Source organism: Candidatus Melainabacteria bacterium RIFOXYA2_FULL_32_9 (assembly GCA_001784615.1).
Classification (GTDB): Bacteria; Cyanobacteriota; Vampirovibrionia; order Gastranaerophilales; family UBA9579; genus UBA9579.
Genome location: MFRQ01000160.1, coordinates 1 through 22,938 on the forward strand (window position 1 = coordinate 1; position 22,938 = coordinate 22,938).

26 protein-coding genes are annotated in these 22,938 nt (G+C 28.7%); 21 read left to right on the plus strand and 5 right to left on the minus strand.

Going from position 1 to position 22,938, the window contains the following annotated elements; all coding sequences use genetic code 11:
- Positions 1-538: 538 nt before the first annotated feature.
- The 4 genes from A2255_09965 to A2255_09980 all read left to right on the plus strand — a co-directional run bounded on the left by A2255_09965 (position 539) and on the right by A2255_09980 (position 5,075).
- A complete protein-coding gene (locus A2255_09965; GenBank protein ID OGI17011.1) occupies positions 539-1,687 on the plus strand; it encodes a glutamate 5-kinase in 1,149 nt (382 codons plus the stop codon).
- A gap of 31 nt (positions 1,688-1,718) precedes the next feature.
- The gene (locus A2255_09970; protein OGI16987.1) at positions 1,719-3,032 is read left to right on the plus strand and encodes a glutamate-5-semialdehyde dehydrogenase; all 1,314 of its coding nucleotides are present in this window, start codon (positions 1,719-1,721) and stop codon (positions 3,030-3,032) included.
- Between the two features lie 9 nt (positions 3,033-3,041).
- Entirely contained in the window at positions 3,042-3,350 is a 309-nt protein-coding gene (locus A2255_09975) for a hypothetical protein (protein OGI16988.1), read from the plus strand.
- A 612-nt stretch (positions 3,351-3,962) separates the two neighbouring features.
- Positions 3,963-5,075: a DNA polymerase III subunit beta gene (locus tag A2255_09980; protein OGI16989.1), complete on the plus strand. Its 1,113-nt coding sequence runs from the start codon at positions 3,963-3,965 to the stop codon at positions 5,073-5,075.
- A 19-nt stretch (positions 5,076-5,094) separates the two neighbouring features.
- Here the strand turns inward: A2255_09980 and A2255_09985 are convergent, their stop codons facing one another.
- Positions 5,095-5,781: a hypothetical protein gene (locus A2255_09985; GenBank protein ID OGI16990.1), complete on the minus strand. Its 687-nt coding sequence runs from the start codon at positions 5,779-5,781 to the stop codon at positions 5,095-5,097.
- A 134-nt stretch (positions 5,782-5,915) separates the two neighbouring features.
- Between A2255_09985 and A2255_09990 the strand changes: the two genes are divergently transcribed.
- The 3 genes from A2255_09990 to A2255_10000 all read left to right on the plus strand — a co-directional run bounded on the left by A2255_09990 (position 5,916) and on the right by A2255_10000 (position 8,486).
- Positions 5,916-7,061, plus strand: coding sequence for a hypothetical protein (locus A2255_09990; protein OGI16991.1), 1,146 nt, complete (start codon positions 5,916-5,918; stop codon positions 7,059-7,061).
- Between the two features lie 343 nt (positions 7,062-7,404).
- Positions 7,405-8,055, plus strand: a complete 651-nt coding sequence (locus A2255_09995) for a hypothetical protein (GenBank protein OGI16992.1) — start codon at positions 7,405-7,407, stop codon at positions 8,053-8,055.
- 110 nt (positions 8,056-8,165) lie between these two features.
- On the plus strand, positions 8,166-8,486 hold the full coding sequence (locus A2255_10000) for a hypothetical protein (GenBank protein OGI16993.1): 321 nt from the start codon (positions 8,166-8,168) through the stop codon (positions 8,484-8,486).
- A gap of 36 nt (positions 8,487-8,522) precedes the next feature.
- Here A2255_10000 and A2255_10005 read toward each other — a convergent pair whose 3' ends face one another.
- Positions 8,523-9,152 carry a hypothetical protein gene (locus tag A2255_10005; protein OGI16994.1) on the minus strand — a complete coding sequence of 210 codons (630 nt, stop codon included), beginning with the start codon at positions 9,150-9,152 and terminating at the stop codon, positions 8,523-8,525.
- 320 nt (positions 9,153-9,472) lie between these two features.
- Between A2255_10005 and A2255_10010 the strand changes: the two genes are divergently transcribed.
- The 11 genes from A2255_10010 to A2255_10060 are packed head-to-tail and all read left to right on the plus strand — an operon-like array spanning position 9,473 to position 18,044.
- Complete coding sequence (locus tag A2255_10010) at positions 9,473-10,063, plus strand: hypothetical protein (GenBank protein ID OGI16995.1); 591 nt, start codon at positions 9,473-9,475, stop codon at positions 10,061-10,063.
- A 24-nt stretch (positions 10,064-10,087) separates the two neighbouring features.
- Complete coding sequence (locus A2255_10015; GenBank protein OGI16996.1) at positions 10,088-10,867, plus strand: flagellar basal-body rod protein FlgF; 780 nt, start codon at positions 10,088-10,090, stop codon at positions 10,865-10,867.
- A 32-nt stretch (positions 10,868-10,899) separates the two neighbouring features.
- Complete coding sequence (locus tag A2255_10020; protein OGI16997.1) at positions 10,900-11,685, plus strand: flagellar basal-body rod protein FlgG; 786 nt, start codon at positions 10,900-10,902, stop codon at positions 11,683-11,685.
- 28 nt (positions 11,686-11,713) lie between these two features.
- Positions 11,714-12,427, plus strand: coding sequence for a flagella basal body P-ring formation protein FlgA (locus tag A2255_10025; protein ID OGI16998.1), 714 nt, complete (start codon positions 11,714-11,716; stop codon positions 12,425-12,427).
- A 12-nt stretch (positions 12,428-12,439) separates the two neighbouring features.
- Positions 12,440-13,090 carry a hypothetical protein gene (locus A2255_10030; protein ID OGI16999.1) on the plus strand — a complete coding sequence of 217 codons (651 nt, stop codon included), beginning with the start codon at positions 12,440-12,442 and terminating at the stop codon, positions 13,088-13,090.
- Between the two features lie 19 nt (positions 13,091-13,109).
- A complete protein-coding gene (locus tag A2255_10035) occupies positions 13,110-14,213 on the plus strand; it encodes a hypothetical protein (protein OGI17000.1) in 1,104 nt (367 codons plus the stop codon).
- 35 nt (positions 14,214-14,248) lie between these two features.
- Positions 14,249-14,560 carry a hypothetical protein gene (locus tag A2255_10040; GenBank protein OGI17012.1) on the plus strand — a complete coding sequence of 104 codons (312 nt, stop codon included), beginning with the start codon at positions 14,249-14,251 and terminating at the stop codon, positions 14,558-14,560.
- A gap of 28 nt (positions 14,561-14,588) precedes the next feature.
- The gene (locus A2255_10045; GenBank protein OGI17001.1) at positions 14,589-14,924 is read left to right on the plus strand and encodes a hypothetical protein; all 336 of its coding nucleotides are present in this window, start codon (positions 14,589-14,591) and stop codon (positions 14,922-14,924) included.
- Between the two features lie 44 nt (positions 14,925-14,968).
- Positions 14,969-15,463 (plus strand): hypothetical protein, encoded by a 495-nt coding sequence (locus tag A2255_10050; protein OGI17002.1) that lies wholly within the window; start codon positions 14,969-14,971, stop codon positions 15,461-15,463.
- 55 nt (positions 15,464-15,518) lie between these two features.
- The gene (locus A2255_10055; GenBank protein ID OGI17003.1) at positions 15,519-17,051 is read left to right on the plus strand and encodes a flagellar hook-associated protein FlgK; all 1,533 of its coding nucleotides are present in this window, start codon (positions 15,519-15,521) and stop codon (positions 17,049-17,051) included.
- 39 nt (positions 17,052-17,090) lie between these two features.
- On the plus strand, positions 17,091-18,044 hold the full coding sequence (locus A2255_10060; protein ID OGI17004.1) for a flagellar hook-associated protein 3: 954 nt from the start codon (positions 17,091-17,093) through the stop codon (positions 18,042-18,044).
- A 239-nt stretch (positions 18,045-18,283) separates the two neighbouring features.
- On the opposite strand, the gene A2255_10065 is transcribed toward A2255_10060, so the two are convergent.
- The 3 genes from A2255_10065 to A2255_10075 form a co-directional block, all read right to left on the minus strand.
- Positions 18,284-19,015: a hypothetical protein gene (locus A2255_10065; protein ID OGI17005.1), complete on the minus strand. Its 732-nt coding sequence runs from the start codon at positions 19,013-19,015 to the stop codon at positions 18,284-18,286.
- A gap of 566 nt (positions 19,016-19,581) precedes the next feature.
- The gene (locus A2255_10070) at positions 19,582-20,613 is read right to left on the minus strand and encodes a tryptophan--tRNA ligase (protein OGI17006.1); all 1,032 of its coding nucleotides are present in this window, start codon (positions 20,611-20,613) and stop codon (positions 19,582-19,584) included.
- Between the two features lie 144 nt (positions 20,614-20,757).
- On the minus strand, positions 20,758-21,318 hold the full coding sequence (locus tag A2255_10075; GenBank protein ID OGI17007.1) for a hypothetical protein: 561 nt from the start codon (positions 21,316-21,318) through the stop codon (positions 20,758-20,760).
- Positions 21,319-21,627: 309 nt separating this feature from the next.
- Between A2255_10075 and A2255_10080 the strand changes: the two genes are divergently transcribed.
- From A2255_10080 to A2255_10090, 3 genes are read left to right on the plus strand one after another with little or no spacing between them, the layout of a single operon-like run.
- Positions 21,628-21,843, plus strand: coding sequence for a hypothetical protein (locus A2255_10080; GenBank protein OGI17008.1), 216 nt, complete (start codon positions 21,628-21,630; stop codon positions 21,841-21,843).
- A gap of 59 nt (positions 21,844-21,902) precedes the next feature.
- On the plus strand, positions 21,903-22,526 hold the full coding sequence (locus tag A2255_10085) for a hypothetical protein (protein OGI17009.1): 624 nt from the start codon (positions 21,903-21,905) through the stop codon (positions 22,524-22,526).
- Between the two features lie 9 nt (positions 22,527-22,535).
- Positions 22,536-22,748, plus strand: coding sequence for a hypothetical protein (locus A2255_10090; protein OGI17010.1), 213 nt, complete (start codon positions 22,536-22,538; stop codon positions 22,746-22,748).
- Positions 22,749-22,938 lie beyond the last annotated feature (190 nt).

The following is a 22,938-nucleotide window of genomic DNA, read 5'->3' on the forward strand; positions in this document are numbered from 1 at the left end:
CCAATACTGCTGTCATACTTCCTCTCTTTACATTTATGACAACAATATCGTCTATTTTTTATTACTTTTCAAACAGCCTCTTAAATAAAATTTTAAATTACTCATATATATATAAAACAGAAAAAATAAAAAATTGTTTTTTATCTTTGTATTAAATTTAACTAATAAAAAATATAGTAGAGCTCCAACGATAACTGATAACTTTAAACTAAGTCCAACTTCATCAAAGGCTTTAGTCGTTAACTTAAGTTAGGTAATGGATATTACCAAAAATCTTGTATACATAGAAAACTTCTTGTAAAACAAGAAGCATGAGTAAAGATAGAAAGTTGTAGGTTTAAATTTTAGGATTTATAGTTATATTTTTTAATTAAATGTTTGTTATATTTATATAAAGAATATATATTTTTTAAAATTGCTTTTTTTTATAGGATTTTTTTATTTTTGTAATATTTTTTAATTATTATAAATAGTCATATAAATCTTTAAGTAGTATGATTTAAACTGGAGAGTTAAAAAATTGGGTTATAAAGTAATTATGGATCACAGGGAAAATATTAAAAAAGCTCAAAGAATCATTTTCAAATTTGGGACAGGTGTTTTAACAAGAAAAGATGGAAATATAGCCCTTTCAAGAATATATTCTTTTATTGAATCTATTGCTGATCTTAAAAAACAGAATAAGGAAATTATTATTGTTACTTCTGGAGCAGTGGGACTTGGAGCAAAAAGATTACGCATGGAATCAAAACCAACTCTTGCAACATTAAGAAAAGCTTGTGCTGCCGTTGGTCAGGGACAGTTAATGTCTATTTATGAAGAGGGATTTGATAAGCTATCTATTGTGACTTCTCAGGTTTTGCTTACTGATGAAGATTTTTCTATTAGAAAAAGGTATTTAAGTTTAAGAAATACTTTAAGTACCCTATTAGAGCTTGGTGTTATTCCAATTATTAATGAGAATGATACCGTTTCAACTCATGATTTAAAATTCTACAGGCCTGATGGAACAATGGTTTCATTTGGTGACAATGACAAACTAGCTGCGCTTGTTATGAGTAAATTAGGCGCAGATCTTTTAATATTATTATCTGATATAGATGGATTGTATGATGATGATCCAAGAATAAATAAAAATGCAAAACTTATTCCTGTAGTAAATGAATTTACGCCTGAAGTAGAAGCATTGGGTTTTGAAGCTTCAAAACGTGGCCGTGGAGGAATGAAAACAAAACTAGAAGCTGCTAAAATAGCTGTTCATTCAGGTGGTACTGCTATAATAGCTAATGGAAAAAATCCTGATGTTATAGATAAAATATTTAATGCAGAAGAAGTAGGAACTATTTTCTTACCTATTGAGAACTTATCCAGTAGAAAAAGATGGATTGCTTATGCTACGAACGTTACAGGTATAGTAAAAGTTAATGATGGAGCCAAAAAAGCTTTAGTTGATAATTTTGCCAGCTTGTTACCTTCTGGAATGCTGGATATAAAAAATTCTTTCCGAAAAGGAGATGTTGTAAGTATTATTACCTCAGATAATAAAGAATTTGCTCGTGGAATGGTTAATTATTCATCTATAGATTGCAAAAAACTTATTGGAAAACGTACAGAAGAAATTGAGCTCATTTTAGGTTATAAAGAAAATGATGAAATTATTCATAGAGATAATATTGTAATTTTATAGGATTTTTTGCTGTTTATTTTAGAGGAGATTTATGATTACTGAGTTAAATTTGGTTAAAATTGCGCAAAACGCTAAAAAAGCTTCTTATAAACTAGCATCATTAACAGAAGAAGTTAGAAATAATGCTCTTTTAATTATTGCAGAGGAAATAGAAAACAATAAAAATCTTATTTTAGAAGAAAATAATAAAGATTTAATTGAAGCTAAAAAGCTTATTGAGCAAGGAAAATTAACTCAGTCACTATATGACAGATTAAAACTGGATGAAGAAAAAATAAAAGTTATGGTTCAGGGAATCAGGGATGTTGCAAAATTAAAAGACCCTGTTAATAAAGTTTCCTGGGCTATTGAACTTGATAAAGAATTAGAACTTTATAGAGCTAGTTGTCCTATAGGAGTTATCGGGGTTATTTTTGAATCAAGACCTGATGTAGTCCCTCAAATAGCTGCTTTAACAATAAAATCATCTAATGCTGTTATATTAAAAGGTGGAAGCGAAGCAGGAAATTCAAATGAGATTTTAGTTAATATCATAAATAATGCTTTAAATAAAGTGACTGAATATCCTGAAAATTCAATTAATCTTATAAAAACACGTGATGATGTTCAAGAAATGCTTAAGTTAGATGAATATATCGATCTTATTATTCCTAGAGGAAGCAATAAATTGGTAAAATATATTCAATCTAATACTAAAATTCCTGTTTTAGGGCATGCAGAAGGTATTTGTCATATATATATAGATGAATTTGCAGATTTAGATAAAGCTACAAAGATATCAATAGATTCTAAAATTCAATATCCCTCCGCCTGTAATGCTGTAGAAACAATTCTTATACATAAAAAATTATCTAATAAATATTTACCTGAATTAATTCAAGATTTTAAAGATGTTAATGTTCAAGTAAAAGGTGATATTAAAACAAGGCAAGTTGTTGAAAATATAGAAGAAACAACTGAAGAAGATTGGAAAACAGAATACAGCGACAAAATAGTCTCTTTTAAGATAGTAGAAAATATAATTGAAGCTATAGATCATATTAATACATACGGTTCAGGTCATACTGATTCAATAATTACAGAAGATCGAAAAAATGCAGAACTTTTTATGAATCTTGTAGATTCATCAGGTGTTTATCATAACGCATCTACAAGGTTTGCTGATGGCTTTAGATATGGTTTTGGAGCTGAGGTTGGAATTAGTACAAATAAAACTCATGCTAGGGGTCCAGTGGGTATTGAAGGTTTAGTTATTTACAAGTATAAACTATATGGAAATGGTCATATCGTTTCTGAATACTCAGGAAAAAATTCAAAGGGTTACACACATAAAAGAATAAAATAGAGAGTAATAATGATTGTTCAGGCTTTTGCTGAGTATCTAAAACAATTTGATGATGATATACCGACCAGTATATTACTGTTTGGCTGGTTAAAATCAAAATTATCTCAAAAACCTGAATGCAATATTACAAAAGTTATTCAGGAAGAAATAACTCTTGTAAGTGATGAAGAATGTAATATTACATTTGCGGGAAAGTCTAAAACAGGTATAAAACTATTGGAATCTCTTTATAATTTCGCCGATAGTTATGAGCAGCAAAAGTTTACAAGGTGGGTTCATAATTTAAAAGCCAGTGATTTTGGGTCTTTTACTAAATAAATAGGTATTTTACATAGTTTTAGTTGGTATTCAAGTGATATATTACTCAAAAATTATGAAATATATACATATTAGTAAAATATTTTATTAAAATTTAATTATAGTAAATACAGAGACTTTATATAAAACTAAAACGTTTATATTGAAAATACATGATTATATGTAATTCTCTGTTAATTAATAAACCTAAAATCCATGTAGGAATTATTTCTCCATGATTTAAAATACGGAAAACCATGTGACATATGGCTTTCGTAATAACCAATAAAAATAATATTTATACCAGGATCCATACTTATTTTAAGTTGATATAAGTTATTTACATGTTTCTGTAGAAAACTTGTAGAAAACTTGTAGAAAACCTATAAAAACTTGTAGAAAACTTTTGTAGAAAAACTTTAGTCTGTATAAAAAAATACGGTTTTTATACAACTTATAAACAGGTTTTAAACAGGGGTTTTTTAAAATATAATTGAGTCTTATTTGGTTTTCTACAGAAAAAAAGCTCCCCTACTACTACTGCAAATTTAAATTAACTATTAATATAAAACTAGTTAAAAATATATAGAATTATATTAGAATAATTCTATTAGAGTTTGTGGAGAGTTGAAAATGTTATTTACGGTTCAAAAAGAAAATATTTATAACGCTTTAAACGCAGTAATCAAAGCAACAGCAACAAGAGGTATTCAGCCAGTATTAGCAAATGTTTTAATTGAAACTATAGACAGTGATCAAATAAAGCTTTGTGCTACAGACTTAGATATTTCAATAGAAGTAAATATACCTGCAGAAATTATAACTACTGGAAGTATTACACTTCCTGCAAAAAAATTAGTTGAAATAGTTACTAAACTACCAAATCAACCTATAAAATTTGATTTAAATCACGAAAATAATTTAACTGAGATTACTTGCGGTAAATCAAAATTTGATTTAATAGGTATTTCAAGCAGTGAATTTCCTACTATTTCTCATATTGAATCAGAAGATTCTATAGAAATTGAAATAGAGCCATTATTAAAAGCTATAAAAGAAACAGTTTTTGCTGCAGCAACTTATGATACTAATAATGTTTTGAGTGGTATTTTCTTTCAGGTAAAAGATAACTCTCTTGAAATGGCAGCAACAGATGGTAACAGACTTACCAGAACAGTAAAAAATATAAATAGCTTAGATGGTAAAGAATACTCCATTGTAATTCCTGCAAGAACTCTAAATGAGTTTTCAAGAATATTAACTGGTACAAGTGATGAAAAAGTCTCTATAACAATTAAAAGTGCACAAATATCTTTTAAATTAACAGATAGAGTTTTAACATCAAGACTTTTAGAAGGACAATATCCTAAATATACACAACTTATTCCTTCTAATTATGAAATATTAGCTAAAGCTGATAAAAATTTATTAATAGCAGCTCTTGAAAGAACATCTACTCTGGTTAATGAGAGAACAAGTATTATTAAACTTATTTTTAATGATAATCAGCTGGAATTATTAGCTGAAACACCGGATCTTGGAGATTCTTCAGATCAAATTGATATAGATTATGCCGGAGATGAGTTAAAAATAGCATTTAATTACAAATATATTCTAGATACACTTAAAGTTTTAGATTCTGATAATGTAAAAATTGAATTAGGTACATCACTTTCACCAACTTTATTTAAACCAGATTCAGATGAAGACTATTTATGTCTAATTATGCCTGTTCAAATTAGATAGAACTTTGTAATTAGTTTTATCAGATACAAGCAGTGTATTTATTATCTGCTTTTGAGTATTGTTTGTAATATTTTAGAACTTTTTTAACATAATCTTGAGTTTCCTTGTATGGGGGAATTCCGTCAGGTGTTTTAATTTTTTTAGGATTTCTATGTGTTCTATTTGTTCCTTTTAAATAATCATCAACCGTTCCACTTCCTGCATTATATGCAGCAAGAGCAGATCTTTTATTACCTTTATATTTTTTTAATAATCCAGCTAAATATTTTACTCCACCAGCTATATTTTGCTCAGGATCCTGAGAATTTTTCACACCTAAGTCTTTAGCTGTGCCAGGCATTAATTGCATTAAACCTGAAGCTCCAACAGGTGATTTAGCTTTAGAATTAAAACCTGATTCTTTTTTTATAACAGCTTTTATGAGATTTTTATCAACATTGTATTTTTCTGCGTATTTTTGAATTATTTTTTCATATTTTTTAGACTTGTCTGTAAATGGATTTATCATTGTTAATGTGGATAATAAAGATTTTTTTTGTTTTATTTCTGGTGTTGCAGTTTTTTCAAAGTTAAAATCTATATTATTTGCAGCAGTTTTATTGGTATCAAAAATAAAATTTATATTTTGACCTGCTTTAAAGTTATTTTGAGGTTTTTTATCATACAAATAAAAATCTTTTTTAGTGTTAACAACACTTTCAACCATAACTAATCCGTCCCTTTATATCTCCTCTAATATAATAAAAACAAAATAATTTATTTAATTGCTTTATTTTATTTGTTTAAAAAAAATATATAATAGATAAATTACATAAATATTTATTTTGGTATTATTAATAGATGTTTCTTAAAAAGCTTGATTTATTAAATTTTAGAAATTACAAAACCTGTAGTATTGATTTTCCTACTAATAAAACTATTTTTGTTGGGAAAAATGCGCAGGGTAAGACTAATATACTTGAATCCATTTATTATTTAGCTACTTTATCATCTTATAAAGCCACATCAGACTCAGAATTGATTTACTGGGGAGAAAAATCTACTAAAATAAAAGCTGAAATTGAAAGATTTGATACACAAGTAAGCTTAGATATATTTATTAATCCGCCTGGTAATAAGATTTTAAAGGTTAATGGGCTTAAAAAAACAAAATATTCTCAATTTTTAGGAAATTTATTAGTAGTTAACTTTGGTATTGCTGATTTATTATTATTAAGAGGTACTCCATCTGACAGAAGAAAATGGATTAATGATGCTATAAGCCAGCTTTATCCTGTATATATAGAGAGATTGGCTAAATATAATAAAATTAGACTTCAAAGAAATAACTTATTAAAAGAATTTAAAGGTAACATTCATTTAACTAAATCACAGAGTGATAGTTTATCTGTATGGGATGATCAAATTATAGTAGCTGGAAGTAATTTAATACATTTAAGACAAAAATATCTAAAAGAAATAAATAAAATTGCCCACAAAAAGCATAAACATATATCTATTGGTGAAGAAAATCTATTAATAAAATATAATTCCACAATTACCGGTGATTTTGATACTGAAGTTAATGAGGTAATGCCGGCTGATAAAATAGCTGGTGTTTATTCTGATATAATCCAGGAAAAACGTAGAGAGGAAATTATTAGAGGCCAGACAGTTATAGGACCTCATAGAGATGATATTTCTTTTTTGATTAATAATATTGACGCTAAAAGTTATGCATCTCAAGGTCAGCAACGTACAATAGTTCTTGCTTTAAAGCTTGCTGAATTAGATTTCATTAAAGATATAGTCGGAGAAAACCCTATTTTATTACTTGATGACGTTTTAGCGGAATTAGATCATACGAGACAGAATTTTCTCCTTGATTCAATAAAAGAAGATATTCAAACTATTATTACTACTGTAGATATTTCTAACTTTGAGCCTCCTTATCTGGAAGGTGTTACAATTTATAAGGTTGAGGCTGGCAGTATAAAAAAAGAATAACATTTAATTTATATTCCTAATTATTGCGAGGTATTCTATGATATATTATGTTATTCATTACTTGTCATTGCGAGGGTTGCTTTAGCAACCCGTGGCAATCTTACTAATGAGGTATTAGAATTTTTTATGTGTTACTGTAAGATTGCTTCGCAAGAATAATTGATACTAGTTATCTGTGTTTTATGGCTCGCAATGACAGTGCGTATTATTAAAACAGTTGATGACCAAGGAAAGTGCGAAGCACCCTTGTAATATTAGTGGTATTATCGGAATGATTGATGACCAGATACAGTACGAAGTACGCAATGACATAGTATTATAATTATTAAATGGAGATAATTATTTGAAAGACAGTAGAAATGATAGTTTTGAGAAAATAAGCTTTATTTCAGACAGAGTTGCTCAAGAATTAGGAGTAGAAAGAGGATTAAAAGAGATAACTCTTATTAATTTATGGCCTGATATAGTTGGGCCAAGATTTAAAGATAAATCTAAAGCTGTATCAGTCTTAAAAAAAAGTGGATATGATTCTATTTTAGTGGCTGTCTCTTCATCAATTATCTCTCAAGAACTATATATGTTTAAGAAAGATATACTAAGAAAGCTTTCACCTATGTCAAAACCTATGGGTTTTAATGTTACAGATTTAACTTTTAGTGCTAAATTATGGGATGAAGTAAAAGAGAAAAATATTTTACCCGAAAAACAGGAACAATTAGCTCATTATTTTGTTAAAACTCCTTCTACTGATGAAATAAAATACATTAATGTTCCTGAAAATATAATAAATCTAATAAAAGAATCTATTCAAAAACAAAATTTCACTACAAATGAGCAAAAAGACAGGTTATTAAGTGTAATAATAAAAGATTTAAAAATACAAATCTGGCGAAAGAATAACGGATTTCCGTGTTGTAAGAAATGTGAAATTCCGGTTAATTATTATAATCCAGAGCAGGAAATACTTTGCCCTTCATGTAAATATTTCAAATAAAATTTATGTAAATTATATTTAATAAAATAAAAACAAATAGCAATTTCTTTTTTTTATTGCTTTTATAAAGTTAGAAAAATAGAAAAGGGACAAAGAAAGGAAAAATTATAATGAACAAAGTAAGCTTTAATGGTCATAATATTACTTCTTATACTCCTTCTACTCCTTCTACTCTTTGTACTCCTCCTACTCCTCCTAAACCTCCTAAACCTTATTTCATTGATTATTGGAAAAATCGTACTTCTAATGACGATCAATCTACTCCTCCTAAACCTTCTAAACCTAAAGAATATTCCAGTGATTCTTGGAAAAATCGTACTTCTAATGACGATCAATGTGTAAAACCATATCAACTAGGTGATTTAGAAAATAAATTAGATAGATTTGAAAGAAGATTAGATAAACTTGAAGATAGGTTAAATAGTAGATAAATAAGCAAATAAGGCACCTAGTCTTAAACCAGGTTTTTATATTTCTTCTTCGTAGTTAAATCCATCTTCGTGGTAAATTCCGCCGCCACAGATGATTTCTATTACTTTTAATAGAAATTGTTTTGGAGCATCTACCTGATTTAGATAAAATTCCTGATTACCTAAATGTTTAATTTTTAAAATAGCTGGAGTTAAGGTATCAGCCGGAACATAAAGTGATGCGATTTCGCAACTTAAAATTCCGGGATACTCTTGATCCTGTATATCAAGTGAAGCATCTAAAAAATCACCACTAAGAGCTAAAATTCTTCCTGTAAATAAAGGTGTATTATCTTGTCTGTATAAAGCTTGAGGTTTAGTATTACCTCTGGTTGTAAAACTTATACTATGCCAGAGGATATTTAAAATACCAACTGATTTATCAGCGTCAGTTTGACAGAATATCTGAGATTCAGGCACATCTCTTGCTGTGAAATTCTCTTTTAAACTCTCTGTAACTTCTTCCATACAACGAAGAACTCTATAAAACATTTTTGTAGTATTTAAAGTAGCTTCTTTATGTTCTTTATATTGTTTATACATATGACTTGCTACCAGATTTAATCTCTCCTTTATAGCAGAGGGCCTGTTTTGTATTATTTCTATATCATTAAAATCGTTATTCATAGTTTAAATAATCTTTTCCTGATTTGAGTTTCTCCCCTATATTTACTATTTTATCTTTTTTAGACAAAAAGAAAAATAAAAACTTTATTAATATGAAGTTTTAAAAAACAAAAATAATATTAAGTAAAAAAAATCAATTAAATGTAGTATTTTTCAGAAGGTCTAAATCCATTGATTTATTAGGTTAAGAAATTTTAGATACACCAAAGGGTGGATGATAAAGGTCATTCATATATAGTAATTTAATTATAGTCTTGGGAAAGTATAACTTAATTTACTTTAAAACCTTTAGACTTGGTAAGTGAGAATGGGTCGATAATATGGAAATTAGCGGTTTAGAAATAACTTTAAGGCGCATAAACCAGCTAGAATCGTTTTTTAATAAGCTGGAAAGTGTTGATCCTAATAAAGATTCTGGTTTTAAAGAGGTGTTAACTCAGAAATTAAACCAGGATGAAGCCGTTTTACCAAGAGAAATATTTATAAAACCTTTCTCACAAGCAGTTAATACTCCGAAAACTGAAATAGATGAAATAGTTCAAAAATATGCAAAAGAAAATAATCTTGATGGAAATCTTGTAAAAGCTGTTATAAAGGCAGAATCAGGTTTTAATTCTAATGCTAAATCACCTGTTGGAGCTTTAGGTTTAATGCAGTTAATGCCTGGTACAGCCAGAGTGCTAGGAGTAGAGAATCCTTTAGATCCTGAGCAAAATATAGCAGGTGGAACTAAATATCTAAAAAATATGCTGGACAGGTTTGATGGAAGGGTTGATTTAGCTCTTGCAGCATACAACGCAGGACCCGGTGCTGTAAGTAAATATAAAGGAATTCCTCCTTATAATGAAACTCAAAATTATGTAAAAAAAGTTCTTGAATATCAAAAACAGTTTTCAGGATCAGGTAGCTAAAAAATCTGGGAGATCGGGTAAAAAATGGTAAGAGGAATAAACATATCAGCAACAGGATTGGTAAATATAACTGATTACCATGATATTATTGCTAACAATTTAGCCAATGTTAATACTCCTGGATTTAAACAAACCTTAGCAAGTTTTAAAAGTCTTGATGATATTGAGGTTAATAAAATTGATGCTGCTAAAGGTTTTGATAATAAACAATCACTTGGAACGATTAGTGCTGGAGGTGTGATAGATTCTACTGTTTTTGATTTTTCTCAAGGAAGTATCAAACCAACAGGTAATCCTTTTGATCTAGCTATAAGTGGAGAAGGATTCTTTGTTGTTAATACTCCTAATGGTGAGGCTTATACAAGAAATGGTAGTTTCATTACTGGTGAAGATGGTTTAGTAACAACCTTAAATGGACATCCATTAGTTGGGGAATCAGGACCAATAAGTATAAATATTAATGAGGCTGACGTAAAAAGTATAAAAATACACCCAAATGGAGATGTTGAAATAAACAAAGAAATTGTAGATAAAGTTAAAATTGTTGATTTTGAAGATCGAAAAATGTTAAAAGCTATGGGAGATTCATTATTTAAACCTGTAGATGATAGTCAAAAACCTATTGATTCTGAAAACTATCAAATTAATCAAGGAGCTTTGGAATCTTCTAACGCTAATGTGGTTGAATGTATGATTAAATCAATAGAGGCAATGAGAGCTTATGAAAATTTGACAAAAAATATAGAAACGGTAAATAGGGGTCTTAGTAAAACTATAAATGAAGTTGGACGTATTAAAAGATAGATAATTAAAACATAAAGGGTTGGAGGTTTGATATGTTAAGGGCATTAACCACAGCAGCAACAGGTATGGTAGCACAACAAATGAATATTGATGTTATATCAAACAACCTGGCTAACGTTAATACTACAGGTTATAAAAAAGTTAGAACTGAATTTCAGGATTTACTTTCTCAAACATTAAAAGCACCTGGAGCTCAGGGAGCTCAAGGTACAAATCAACCTGTAGGTATACAAATAGGTTTAGGTACAAGAACATCAGCAACTAATAGAATTTTCACAGAAGGCGTTATGAAATCAACCGGAAATAAGCTTGATGTAGCAATAGAAGGTGATGGATTTTTACAAGTACAACTTGATGATGGTACTCCTGCTTATACTCGTGATGGTAGTTTAAAAATAGATGGTAATGGGCAATTAACCACTAGTGATGGTTTTATTGTCCAACCACAAGTTACAATTCCAGCTAATGCAACAGATATAACCATAACATCTGACGGAAGAGTATCAATAAAAACAGCTGGTGATACTGCTCAAACAGAAGTTGGTAGTTTACAACTTGCTAAATTTGCTAATCCTGCAGGTTTAGAAGCAATTGGTAAAAATCTTTACAAAGAAACATCTGGTTCAGGAACAGCTATTCAAGGAACAGCAGGGCAAGAAGGCTTTGGAAGTTTACAACAAAATTTCTTGGAAGGCTCTAATGTTCAAGTAGTTGAGGAGTTAATAAGTTTAATTCAAGCTGAACGTGCTTTTGAAGTTAATTCTAAGTTAATTACAGCTGCTGATAATATGCTTAAAAATGTTAACCGTATCGGTTAATAAATAATTCTTAAGGGGATTGGGAAAATTGGGAAATATAATTAAAACAGTAATGATAAGTTTAGCTTTTCTAATTAGTGTAGTTGGAAAAGCTAATGCTGCTGTTTTAGATTCTCAATTTATTATTAATCAAATTAAAAAAGATGTTACTAAACAAATTAGCTCTATGGTAAGTGGAAGAATAGAAATAGAAGTAACTAATATCCCATATAAAACAATTGAAGTGCCTGAAGGAAAAGTTGATATAGTTGCTTCATCTAACTTACAACATTTTAGTTCTCTTACAGTGGCTAGAGTTGAAATCTTAGTTAATGGTGAAAAAATTAAATCCTTTGGAACACCAATAAAAATATCTGTTTATGACAAAGTTTGGGTCGCTAAAGATGTAATAGATAGAGGTAAAAGTTTATCCGGTTCTAATATTGCTCTTGAAAAAAAAGAAATTACTTTAATGGCTGAAACCGCAGTAAGAGAAGATTTTTCTCCTTTTAATTGTTCAGTTAAGAAAACTTTTAAACCTGGAGATATTATTGATACAAGATATGTAGAGAAAATACCTCTTATTATAAAAAATAGTCCGATTTCTATAGTTTTCAAATCATCAGACATAACAATTACAATGTCTGCAGAGGCTCTTGATAATGGAAAAATAGGTGATTATATCAGAGTTAGAAGTAAACAATATAAAAAAGATTATATAGGTAGGGTTATAAGTGCAAATACCGTTATGGTAAATATATAAGGTCTGGAAAAAATGAGAAATAAATTATCAAAAACATTAATATCATTAATAATTATAACTACAGCTAATAACACTGTATTTGCTGAATCATTATTTAAAACAGGTGTTTCTCAAAATGTTTATACTATACAACCAAGACCTTTATTTAGTACAGTCAGAGCAAAAAGTATCGGTGATTTAGTGACTGTTTTGATAGATCAAGAGATTACAGCATCTGATGATGTACAACTTAATGTTAAAAAATCATCAGATACCACAGATAATTTCTCCACTACTTTAAACACAATCTTACCAAGTGGAATTAAAAGATTTCTTCCTAATAACTCTGTGCCAAATATGGATGATTTTGGTGGTGGTTCAGAAACAAAAAACCAGACAAGTTTAGCAAGAACATCAAAATTAAAAGATGTAATAACAACACAGGTTGTCCAAATATTACCTAATGGAAATCTTGTAGTTCAAGGTAAAAAAATAGCAATGAATGCCGGTGAAAGAGTAGATGTGGTAATAAGTGGAATAATTGATCCTAGATTACTTGATAATATGGGAAGAATTGATTCAAGTTTAGTTGCAAATTTACAGGTAGCGGTTGTTGGAAAGGGAACAGTATCAAGATCTGATTCAGAAGGCACTGTAAATAAGATGTTTAGATATTTATTCTAAAATTGGAGATGGTTTGGGAATGAGATACATAGCTTTATTATTAATAACAGTATTAATTAGTTTAAACTTTACAGCACTGGAAGCTCAGGCTGGAAGAGTAAGAATTAAAGATATTACTCATATTGAAGGAATAAGAGATAACCAGTTAGTAGGTTATGGTGTAGTTGTAGGCCTTCCAGGAACCGGTGATAACAGTAAATCAACACAAATTACTAACCAGGCTTTACTATCAAATCTTGGTATGGTTATTGAAAGTAGTAACGATATTAAAAAAGGTAATACAGCAGCTGTTATTGTAATAGCTAATATTCCTGCTTTTGCAAAAGCAGGAGATAAAATAGATGTTATCGTTTCATCATTGGCTGATGCTAAAAGTTTAGAAGGTGGTGTATTAATACAAACCCAATTAGTAGCACCTAATGGTGAAGTTGTTGCTGTAGCTCAAGGACCTATTAGTACCGGTGGAACAGATGTTTCTGCTTCAGGAAGCAGTGTAAGGACCAGTATTACAACATCAGGTAGAGTTCCAAATGGTGCAATTGTTGAAAGAGATATAAATACTGAGATTGGTGATGAATCTGGAATTAGATTGATATTAAATAGACCTGATTTCACTATGGCAGCCAGATTATCACAGGTTGTTAACGAAAATATAGCGTCTGCTAAAGCTATTGATGCAAGTACTATACAAATAACACTTCCTAATAAATTTGTAGATGACAGAATTAGCTTTATATCAATTCTGGAAAATTTAACTGTTCAAAGTGGTGATTCAATAGCAAAAGTAATAATAAATGAACGTACGGGAACGGTTGTTATTGGTAATAATGTTAAACTTCTTCCTGCTGCTGTAGCTCACGGCAATTTAACTGTAACTGTAACCACTAGAAATGAAGTTTCTCAACCAAACGAATTTGGAGAAGGAACCACACAAGCAGTTCAAAATAGTGATATTACTGTTAACAAACAAAATGGAAGACTGGTTGAAGTTTCTGCAAATACTACATTAAGTGAGCTTGTAGCATCATTAAATACAATAGGTGTAACTCCTTACGATCTTATATCTATATTGCAAGCTTTAAAAGAAGCAGGTAGTTTACAAGCAACTTTAGAAATAATTTAAAAGGATAAATAACAATGAATCCAATAGACATAAGTATGGCAAGATTTAACTTACAGAATCAAAAAATGGAAAATCTGGAAAGATTCTCTAATTTAAATAGTCAAAAAAATCTTAGAGAAGAATCTTTAAGAAAAACCGCAAGTGACTTTGAAGCTGTGTTTATAAAACAATTTCTTGAAACAATGGATTCAACTGTTAGAAAATCAGAACTTTTTCATGGGGGACAAGCAGAAAATATCTTTAAATCAATGTTAAATGATGAAGTAGCTAAAAATATTGCTTCAAATCCAACAACATCATTTGGACTTGCAGAGCAAATTTATCAACAAATGAAAGATAGAATTTAGGGAAAAATAAGTTAGGGAGATGGGATAAATGGTAAGCGGTATTTCAGAGATAAATTCTCTTCAGTTATTAAGAGCTACACAAGCTTTTAAAAGTGCTATAAAAGCATCCTTAAATACACCTGGTAATGAACTTATAGAAGATGTAGAAGTAAAAGTTTCTTTATCTCAAGAAAGTCAAAATAAAATTAATAGTGCAAAAAACAATAATCCTGAAGTGGAAAAGGTTTTATCTTCTCAAAATACAGAATATATAAATGAAATAAAGGAATATGCAAATAAATGTGGAAATACTAACATAAATGAAGAAGATATAAATTATGCTAAGCGTTATGGACGCAGCATTTTAGTTGATATGGTGGGTTAAATACAGAATTACCAGAACTCTTGATAAATTTAGGGGAGTAAAAAATGAAAACAGAGATATTAGAACTTGAAGAAGTATTAAATAAGGAAATAGAAGCCTATTCTAAGTTAGAAAAATATATTCTCGACAAAAAAGACAGTTTAATTAGTGGTGATATTGAAAAACTAAGAAATATTGACTATGAAATTGAGAAATTTAACTCAGAAACAGGTATTTTAGAAGGTAAAAGAGCTAAAATTGCGTCAAAATTTGGACATGAAAATCTTTCATTAAGAGAAATTATTAAAAAAATAGAAAAAGAAGATAAAGCAGAAAAAATATCAGGTTTGAGAATAAAACTAAAAAATTTAGCTGAAAATATACAAAGACAGAATAAAATTAATAATCAATTAATAAAACATTCTCTTAATATACTTGAGTTTTCAATTGTATCTATTGCTAATGCACTTATGCCGGAAGCATCAGCTTATAATAATTTTGGAAAAATAAATAATAATCAACAAAGTAAAGGAGTAAGTTCCATAAACCATGAAATATAAAGGTTTATACAGATAGAAACTATAACTAAATTAATTTGGGAGATTTGGGTAAAAAATGAGTTTATTTGGAATTTTTAATTCACATAGATCTATATTGCTTAATCAAGCTGCAATTAACTTGATTAATAACAATATAGCTAATATTAATACACCCGGGTATAGTAAACAAAGATTAGAACTCTCCCAACAAGTGACTGTAGATTCAGGAGTAAATACAACTATTTCAAGAACGCAATCCGGAGCAGGTGCAGTTATTGATAATATTACAAGAAATAGAGATGCTTACCTGGATGCATATTTTAGAAAAGAAACGACTGGTTTATCTTTTTATAAAGAATTAAACGAAACCGCTTCATTAATGGAAGATATTACTAATGAACTTGGAGATACTGGTATTAATCAGGCTCTTAATGAATTTTATAATACAGCTCATGAATTAAGTATAAATCCAAATGACTCGATAATAAGAAATAATCTTGTACAAAAAGCAAAGGATTTATGTAATAAGTTTAATTTAACATATGATAGATTGGATGATTTAAGATCCAACCTTGTTGGAGATGCTACTAATCCTGCAACTCTTAGTACAAGTAAAATAGCTTTAGATGTTAATGATTTAAATGTTAAACTATCAGCACTTGCAAATATAAATAAAACGATATGTGATTCATCTTCACAAGGAGCACCTCCAAATGGCCTTTTAGATCAAAGAGATATTTTGCTTGACCAGATTGCTGAATATATTCCAATTACTGTAACACAAGGATCTAATAGCCTAGTGACAGTATCTTTAAATGGTGTGGATCTAGTTAAAAATAAAGAACAAGTTGGGTTTTTTAATGTAGCTACAGGAACTACAAGTGATCCGGCTACATTAAGAATATTAGATGAAGATAATAATATCGTGGTAGCAAATGCAAATTCTTCAATAACCTCCGGTAAAATAGGTGCAATACTTGAGATGGGAGGTTCTGATTCTAGTAAACTAAATATTTATAATGTTCTTACAGAGTTAAATACTTTGGCCAGGGAATTTTCTAGAGAAATAAATACTATACATCAAGGTGGTCAATATATAGATACTTCAGTTAGTCCAAATCAATTAGCTCTTGTTTCTGCAGCTCCTTTTGATATTTTTGTAGAACAAGACGGAGTTGATACTGCTACTTATGCAGATTTAACAGCAGGTAATATTAAAGTTAATCAAGATATAATAGATGATGTATTTAAAATAGCAGCAGCTGGAGCCACTTCTGCGGTTAATGAAACTGGGGATGGAAGCAATGCTCTTGTAATGGCTGAATTTAGAAATACTAAAATAGCTGCTCTTAATAGTTCGAGTACAGAATCATACCTAAACGCAGTTGTTGGAAATCTTGGTATTCAAGTAAAAAGCGTTCAGGATAACTATGAATCACAAGATACAATTGTTCAACAAATTAGCAGTAAAAGAGAATCTACCATAGGTGTTAATTTAGACGAAGAGTTAGCAGATTTAATAAGGTTTCAAAGATCTTTTGAGGCTTCTGCTAAAGTTCTTACTGTGGTAAATGAAGCTATGCAGAGAATTATAAATCTTGCAGGCTAGTACAATTCTTGATTAAAAATAAGAGGAGATCGAAAAATAATGATTCTTACAAGAGTAACAAATAAATCAATGAGTAACATCATTATTAATAATCTATTAACAAATCGCTCAAAACTATATGAGCTTCAAGAACAGATATCTTCAGGAAAGTTGGTAACAAAACCTTCTCAGAATCCAGCAAATGCAATGAGTATTTTATCTGATAAATCTTCTCTTTCTCAGATGGAGAATTACATAAAAAATATAGAACAAGTACAATCAGAACTTGAGATTACAGATAGGTCTATATTAAGTGCTGTAGATGTTGTACATAGAGCAAGAGAATTAACTGTACAGGCTTCAAATATGAGTAGTGGATCAAATGAATTATCAGCTATTAATTTTGAAGTAGAACAATTAATAAATCAGGTTAAAGACTTAGGTAATACGAAATATGGAAGTAAATACATATTTGGAGGTCGTGTTACAGAAGATGCACCTTTTCAAGAAGTAGGAACTAATCAAATTCAATATATGGGAACTTTATCAACAGGAAATTATCAAAGAGAGGCTGAAATAGTACAAGGAGTAAAAGTTCCTTTGAATTTAGCAGGAGATGCTGTTTTTGGACAGTATTATGAGTCAGCTCCTGGGCCACCACCTGTAATGACAGGTAGTGGGCTTATTCAAACACTTGCTACTTTAAGTCAGGAATTACAAACATCACCTCCTAATCATGACAATATAAGATCTAAAATAGGTGATTTTGAAAATAATTTAAAAACCCTTCTTGATTCTCAGGCACAGATAGGGGGGACTATTTCGAGACTTGAAATGACAAAAAGTAAAATTGAAGAGGATGTAATTTCTTATACAAAGAGAAAATCTAAATTAGAAGATATTGATTTAGCTAAAGCTATATCAAATGTACAATTTCAAGAAACAGCTCTTCAAGCTTCATTGTCTGTGGGCTCAAAAGTTATTCAAAATTCTCTATTAGATTATTTAGGTTAAATTACCTACCATCTCACTTAAATTTAAAGAGGCTTTTCAGCCTCTTTTTTATTATATTTACTGATAAAAAATATCAGATTTTTAGAAATTTTTCAAAAATTTTATTTATTTAAATTATTAATAGAGTTTGTTTTAACATAAATTCTTGCTAACTTAGGAGATTTATTTGTACAAGCGTGAACAATAGCAGCCGAAAGTAAAAATAAATATAAAATAGTCATTTTTTCTCCTTAAAAAATTTAATTTGTAAAAGAGATAGCGTTTCTTACATAAAAATTTTCATCACTCAAAAGTTTTTGGGTTAATTTACTTAATACATCTATAATATAGCTGCTTTTTTTATACATTCCTTTCTGGTTTATAGTTTTAACAATAAAAGCAGTTTTTTCCCTTATTTGATATTCCCTTGACTCAGATGTTTCAGAAATTAATTGAATTAAATTTTCAATAATAGAGCTTATATCACAGTTATTAAGTAATAATATATTTTCAAGGGCATGGAGATACCAATAAATAGTAGTTTGATTGTTTGTTTTTATTATTTTAACTATTTTTTTGATAGATGTTAACTTATTATCTAGATGTTGTAAAGCAAGTGTAACATTTTTGCAAACCTTGGGATTAGAGTCTTTTAATGAGTTTACTAGAATATCAATGGAACTTTCATAATTAAAAAAATGTCTGTATTTTAAATCAATAATAAGGTCTTTTATTAAAAAAGAAGACAATTCCCTTACTCTTGAATCATTTTGTGTTAAACAAAAAAGAAGTTTTTGAGCATCTTCTTGGTTCTTAACTTTCTCGATATTCAATAGAGCAAAGTGCCTTAAATTTTCAGAATCTAGAAACTCAATCAGCTTTTCATAATCAAAATCTTGATTGTTTAAATTATAAGCAGATTCTGTTTTAATAACCAGATCATTAAATACTGGATTATTTTTTATATTATTTTTAAAGGAATTATTATACATAAATTTATTAAGACTAATACATTAGGTGATACCTATATAAGTATTTTAATATTAAAATTAACCAAAATAAACTTAATACAGGATGCTGTTTAAGTAGAAAAGAAAGATAATAATCGAAAAAAGGGAGATAAAAGTTGTGCTCACTGTTATAAATTGGATTAAAGATTTATTTTTCAATAAAGATGATACACTAATAGGACTTACTAGATTAAATGAGTCTAAGATATCTGTGAGAAAAGTTCCAAAGAAAAAAATCAAGAAAGAAAATGAAGATATTAAGATTTCAGACTTAATAAAAGGTGAAATCTAGTAGCTATAGGTTTTTGTTTTGATAAAAAAGAAGATAGGAGGCTATATTATGAAAGTTGGTTTTACTCAAAAACCAAAATGTGTTGTTCCAAACAAAGAAGTAGAAAATAAAGAAATAAAATTAGATAAACTAGCTCCTAAAATGAATGTTTTAGAAGTAGATACTGTTGAGTTTAAAGGTAAAAAGTAAGAAATTTATATCTAAAAATAAGCCTCCTAATTATAGGAGGCTTATTTTTAGATATAAATTATAATCATTAATAAAGCTGCATTATTTTTTTGACATCTTTTAGAATATTCGAAGCTAAATCTCTGGCTTTTTCACTTCCTGTTCTAATCACGTTATGTATATAATCAGGGTTTTGTTCTAATTCTTTTCTTTTGTTTCTTATATCTTTAAAATAATTGTTTATTATAGTTATTAATTGTTTTTTACAATCGGCACAACCCCAGAGAGCTAACTCACAGTTATTTCTTTGAGTTTTTATTGTATCTTCATCTGCAAATATTAAATAATAAGGACAAACAACCTCACACTCATCTGGATGCCCGGGATCAGTTTTTTTAATTCTTGATCTATCGGTAATAGCTCTCATTATTTTTTTGGCTGTTTCTTCTTCTGAATCAGAAATTTTAATATCATTATTAAACGATTTACCCATTTTTTGACCATCAATACCCTTTATAAGTGGGGTTTCAGTTAATTTTGGTTGAGGTTCCTCAAAATATTCAGTTTTATATATATAATTAAACCTTCTTGCCACGTCTCTTGAGAATTCAAGATGAGCTAACTGATCATGACCAACGGGTACAAGAGATGCGTTAAATCCGAGTATATCAGCACTTTGTAATACTGGATATCCTAAGAGACCATAACTAATTATTCCTGAAATATCTTGATTTTCCTCTAATTCACCAGGTTCTTTTCTTAGAATTTTAACCATATCTTTTAAGGTAGGATCTCTTTCTACCCAGTTTTGAGGAGTTATCATACTTAAATAAATATGTAATTCTGCAATTTCAGGAACGAGAGATTGTAAATATATAGTTGATTTATCAGGGTTTATGCCACTTGCAATCCAATCGAGGGTTACATCAACAATGTTTTGCTTTAAATCTTGTGTTTGATCATATTTAGTAGTAAGAGCATGCCAGTCTGCTATTGCAAAATAGCAATTATAACTATCCTGAAAAGAAATCCAGTTTCTTAAAACACCCATATAATGTCCAATATGTAATTTTCCTGTAGGTCTCATTCCTGACATTATACGTTTTTTATCTTCTGGCATACAGTTTCTCCTTAATAAAACAAAGAATAATAAACCTGCTTTTTTATTTTTCCATCAATAATATTCTACAATGTTAAAAAGTTAAAAATTAAGTTAATTAATTAACTTAATTTTTAACTTAAAAGAGTTATTAATAAAAGTATATTAGTTAAAATTAGCGAATTTAACCAAAGATTCTTTAGTAGAATCAGGATTATTTCTTTTATAAATAATCTTCCAGTTTTCAGATACTTGTTTAACCAGATTTTCTTTTTCTTTTTTATTTAATGTATGCCATAAATTAGGCTTAATTAAAATCATTAACTTGTTTTCTTCTTTAGGTTTTACGTAAATATTTTGTATATAACCATCGTAAGGAGACCTTTTTAAACTTGATATAATCTGAATATTAATAGGGGAGAGAGAATTAAAATCTAATTTATTTTGCAATTTATGAGAAGCATAATTTCTAACACTATTTAAACTTACCAGCCCTATAATTAATATAAACCCAATAAAAAAACACGTAGAAAGAACACTAGTCCAAAAAATAGAGTTGTTGAAAGCTTTTAAATAAAAACCACACGCACAATAATCTTTATTTTTAACTATGATCTTATTACAACGAGGACAAGCTTTATCGAAAATAATATTATTCGTTGAATCAACCTGATTATCAACGTCTTTTGAGTTTATTTGATTAGATTTAAATAAACTTTTATACATATTGCTCTAGTTTTATACAGGTTTTCTACAGTTTTTCCAATATAGGACTAAAGTATTAATAAAACTATTAGACAGATGTTTGCAATCAAAGCAAAAAAATTAGAAATGTATAGGAATCTTACTTATTGGAGATAAAAACAAATTATTAAGTATGATATAGTTTAAAGTTCAGGGTTTTAATAAATAAAAAAACCCTGTAATTAGACTTTTATCGAATGAAAAAAGCTGTAATAAAGTATATATTTATATTATAGAATTTATAAAATCTTAGATCTGGTTTTAGGGGGTAAGAATTTAAGGGGTACTATTATGGGAAATGATTATCCTATTGCTGAAAAACAAACTATAAAAACTTTTAACAGAAAACAAAATGCCAAAAAGTCTTTAAATAATTATATTAATCAGTTAAAAATGCACTTTGATTTAACTGATGATGAAATTATAGATGTAATTAGATATATTTTTGAACAACAAACAAGGAATAACAGTAAATTTCTAAAAAAATGGTGGCAGATATGGAAATAACCAGTTACAATAAATAATGAATAGTTGGCATTAGTATGAGAAATAAATAAAGGAAAAATATGACAGCTGACAGATTTTCAATAGAATTAGACTCAAAATTTGTGGAGAACTTTTTTGGGTTAGCTAATATGTTGCCACCTGAACAAATTACTTTATTCGACTTGAATGCTGCGTTAAGTGAGATTAAAGAAAAAATAAGTGAACTGACTTTAAGCACCTCTACTGCTTTAAAGGCTAATACTGCAGCAAATAATACTCCTGTAATGAATGATTTTATGACAGGTGGAGCTAAAGCAGATTCTTCAGCTAGACCTAAAACAGTACTAATAGTGGATGATCTTGGTATTATAACTTATCAATTAGATATCTTATTTAAGAAAATGGATTATGAGGTTGTTATATCTCACGAAATATATGATGCTATAGAAAAATATAAAAAGCAGGATTTTGGATATGCTGTTATAGATTTATTTATTCCAACAGAAAGAGAAGGTTTTATATTATTAGATGAATTAAAAAAACTTTCTTTATTATGTAAATTAAATACAAAGATTATAGTAATGACAGCTTCTGCAAAACCTGAATATGAGACAAAATGCCTAAATAGGGGAGCTAATTACTATATAGAAAAAACAGCTGGCTGGCAAAAAGCAATAATGGATGCGTGTATATCAAACAAATAGGATTATAAAATGGAAGAAATAAAAAAATGTCCATTTAGTAAAGAAGAATGTAACTCAACTTGCAGTTTATATATAAAAACCGAGGATTTAAATGAAACTGTAAAAAATAAACTGGCAAGTATAGGTGTAGTTAATAGAAATACGGGTATCTGTGCTCTTAAAAATATGGCACTTTGTATGAGCAGACGTATTTTTGAAAATACAGCAGGATATCAAAAATAAAAAATTAAGAGATTAATTTATTTTGAGGATTAAAAAGAGAACTATTTTATAGCTCTCTTTTTGTTTTGTAAATAAGTGTAACAGTATATACTTTTTATTGATTTTTGATATATTTAGATTTTTTTATATATATGTGAGTACAAGATAGCAAATTAAAAAGGAAATAGATATGGGTTTAGTAGCAAGTCAA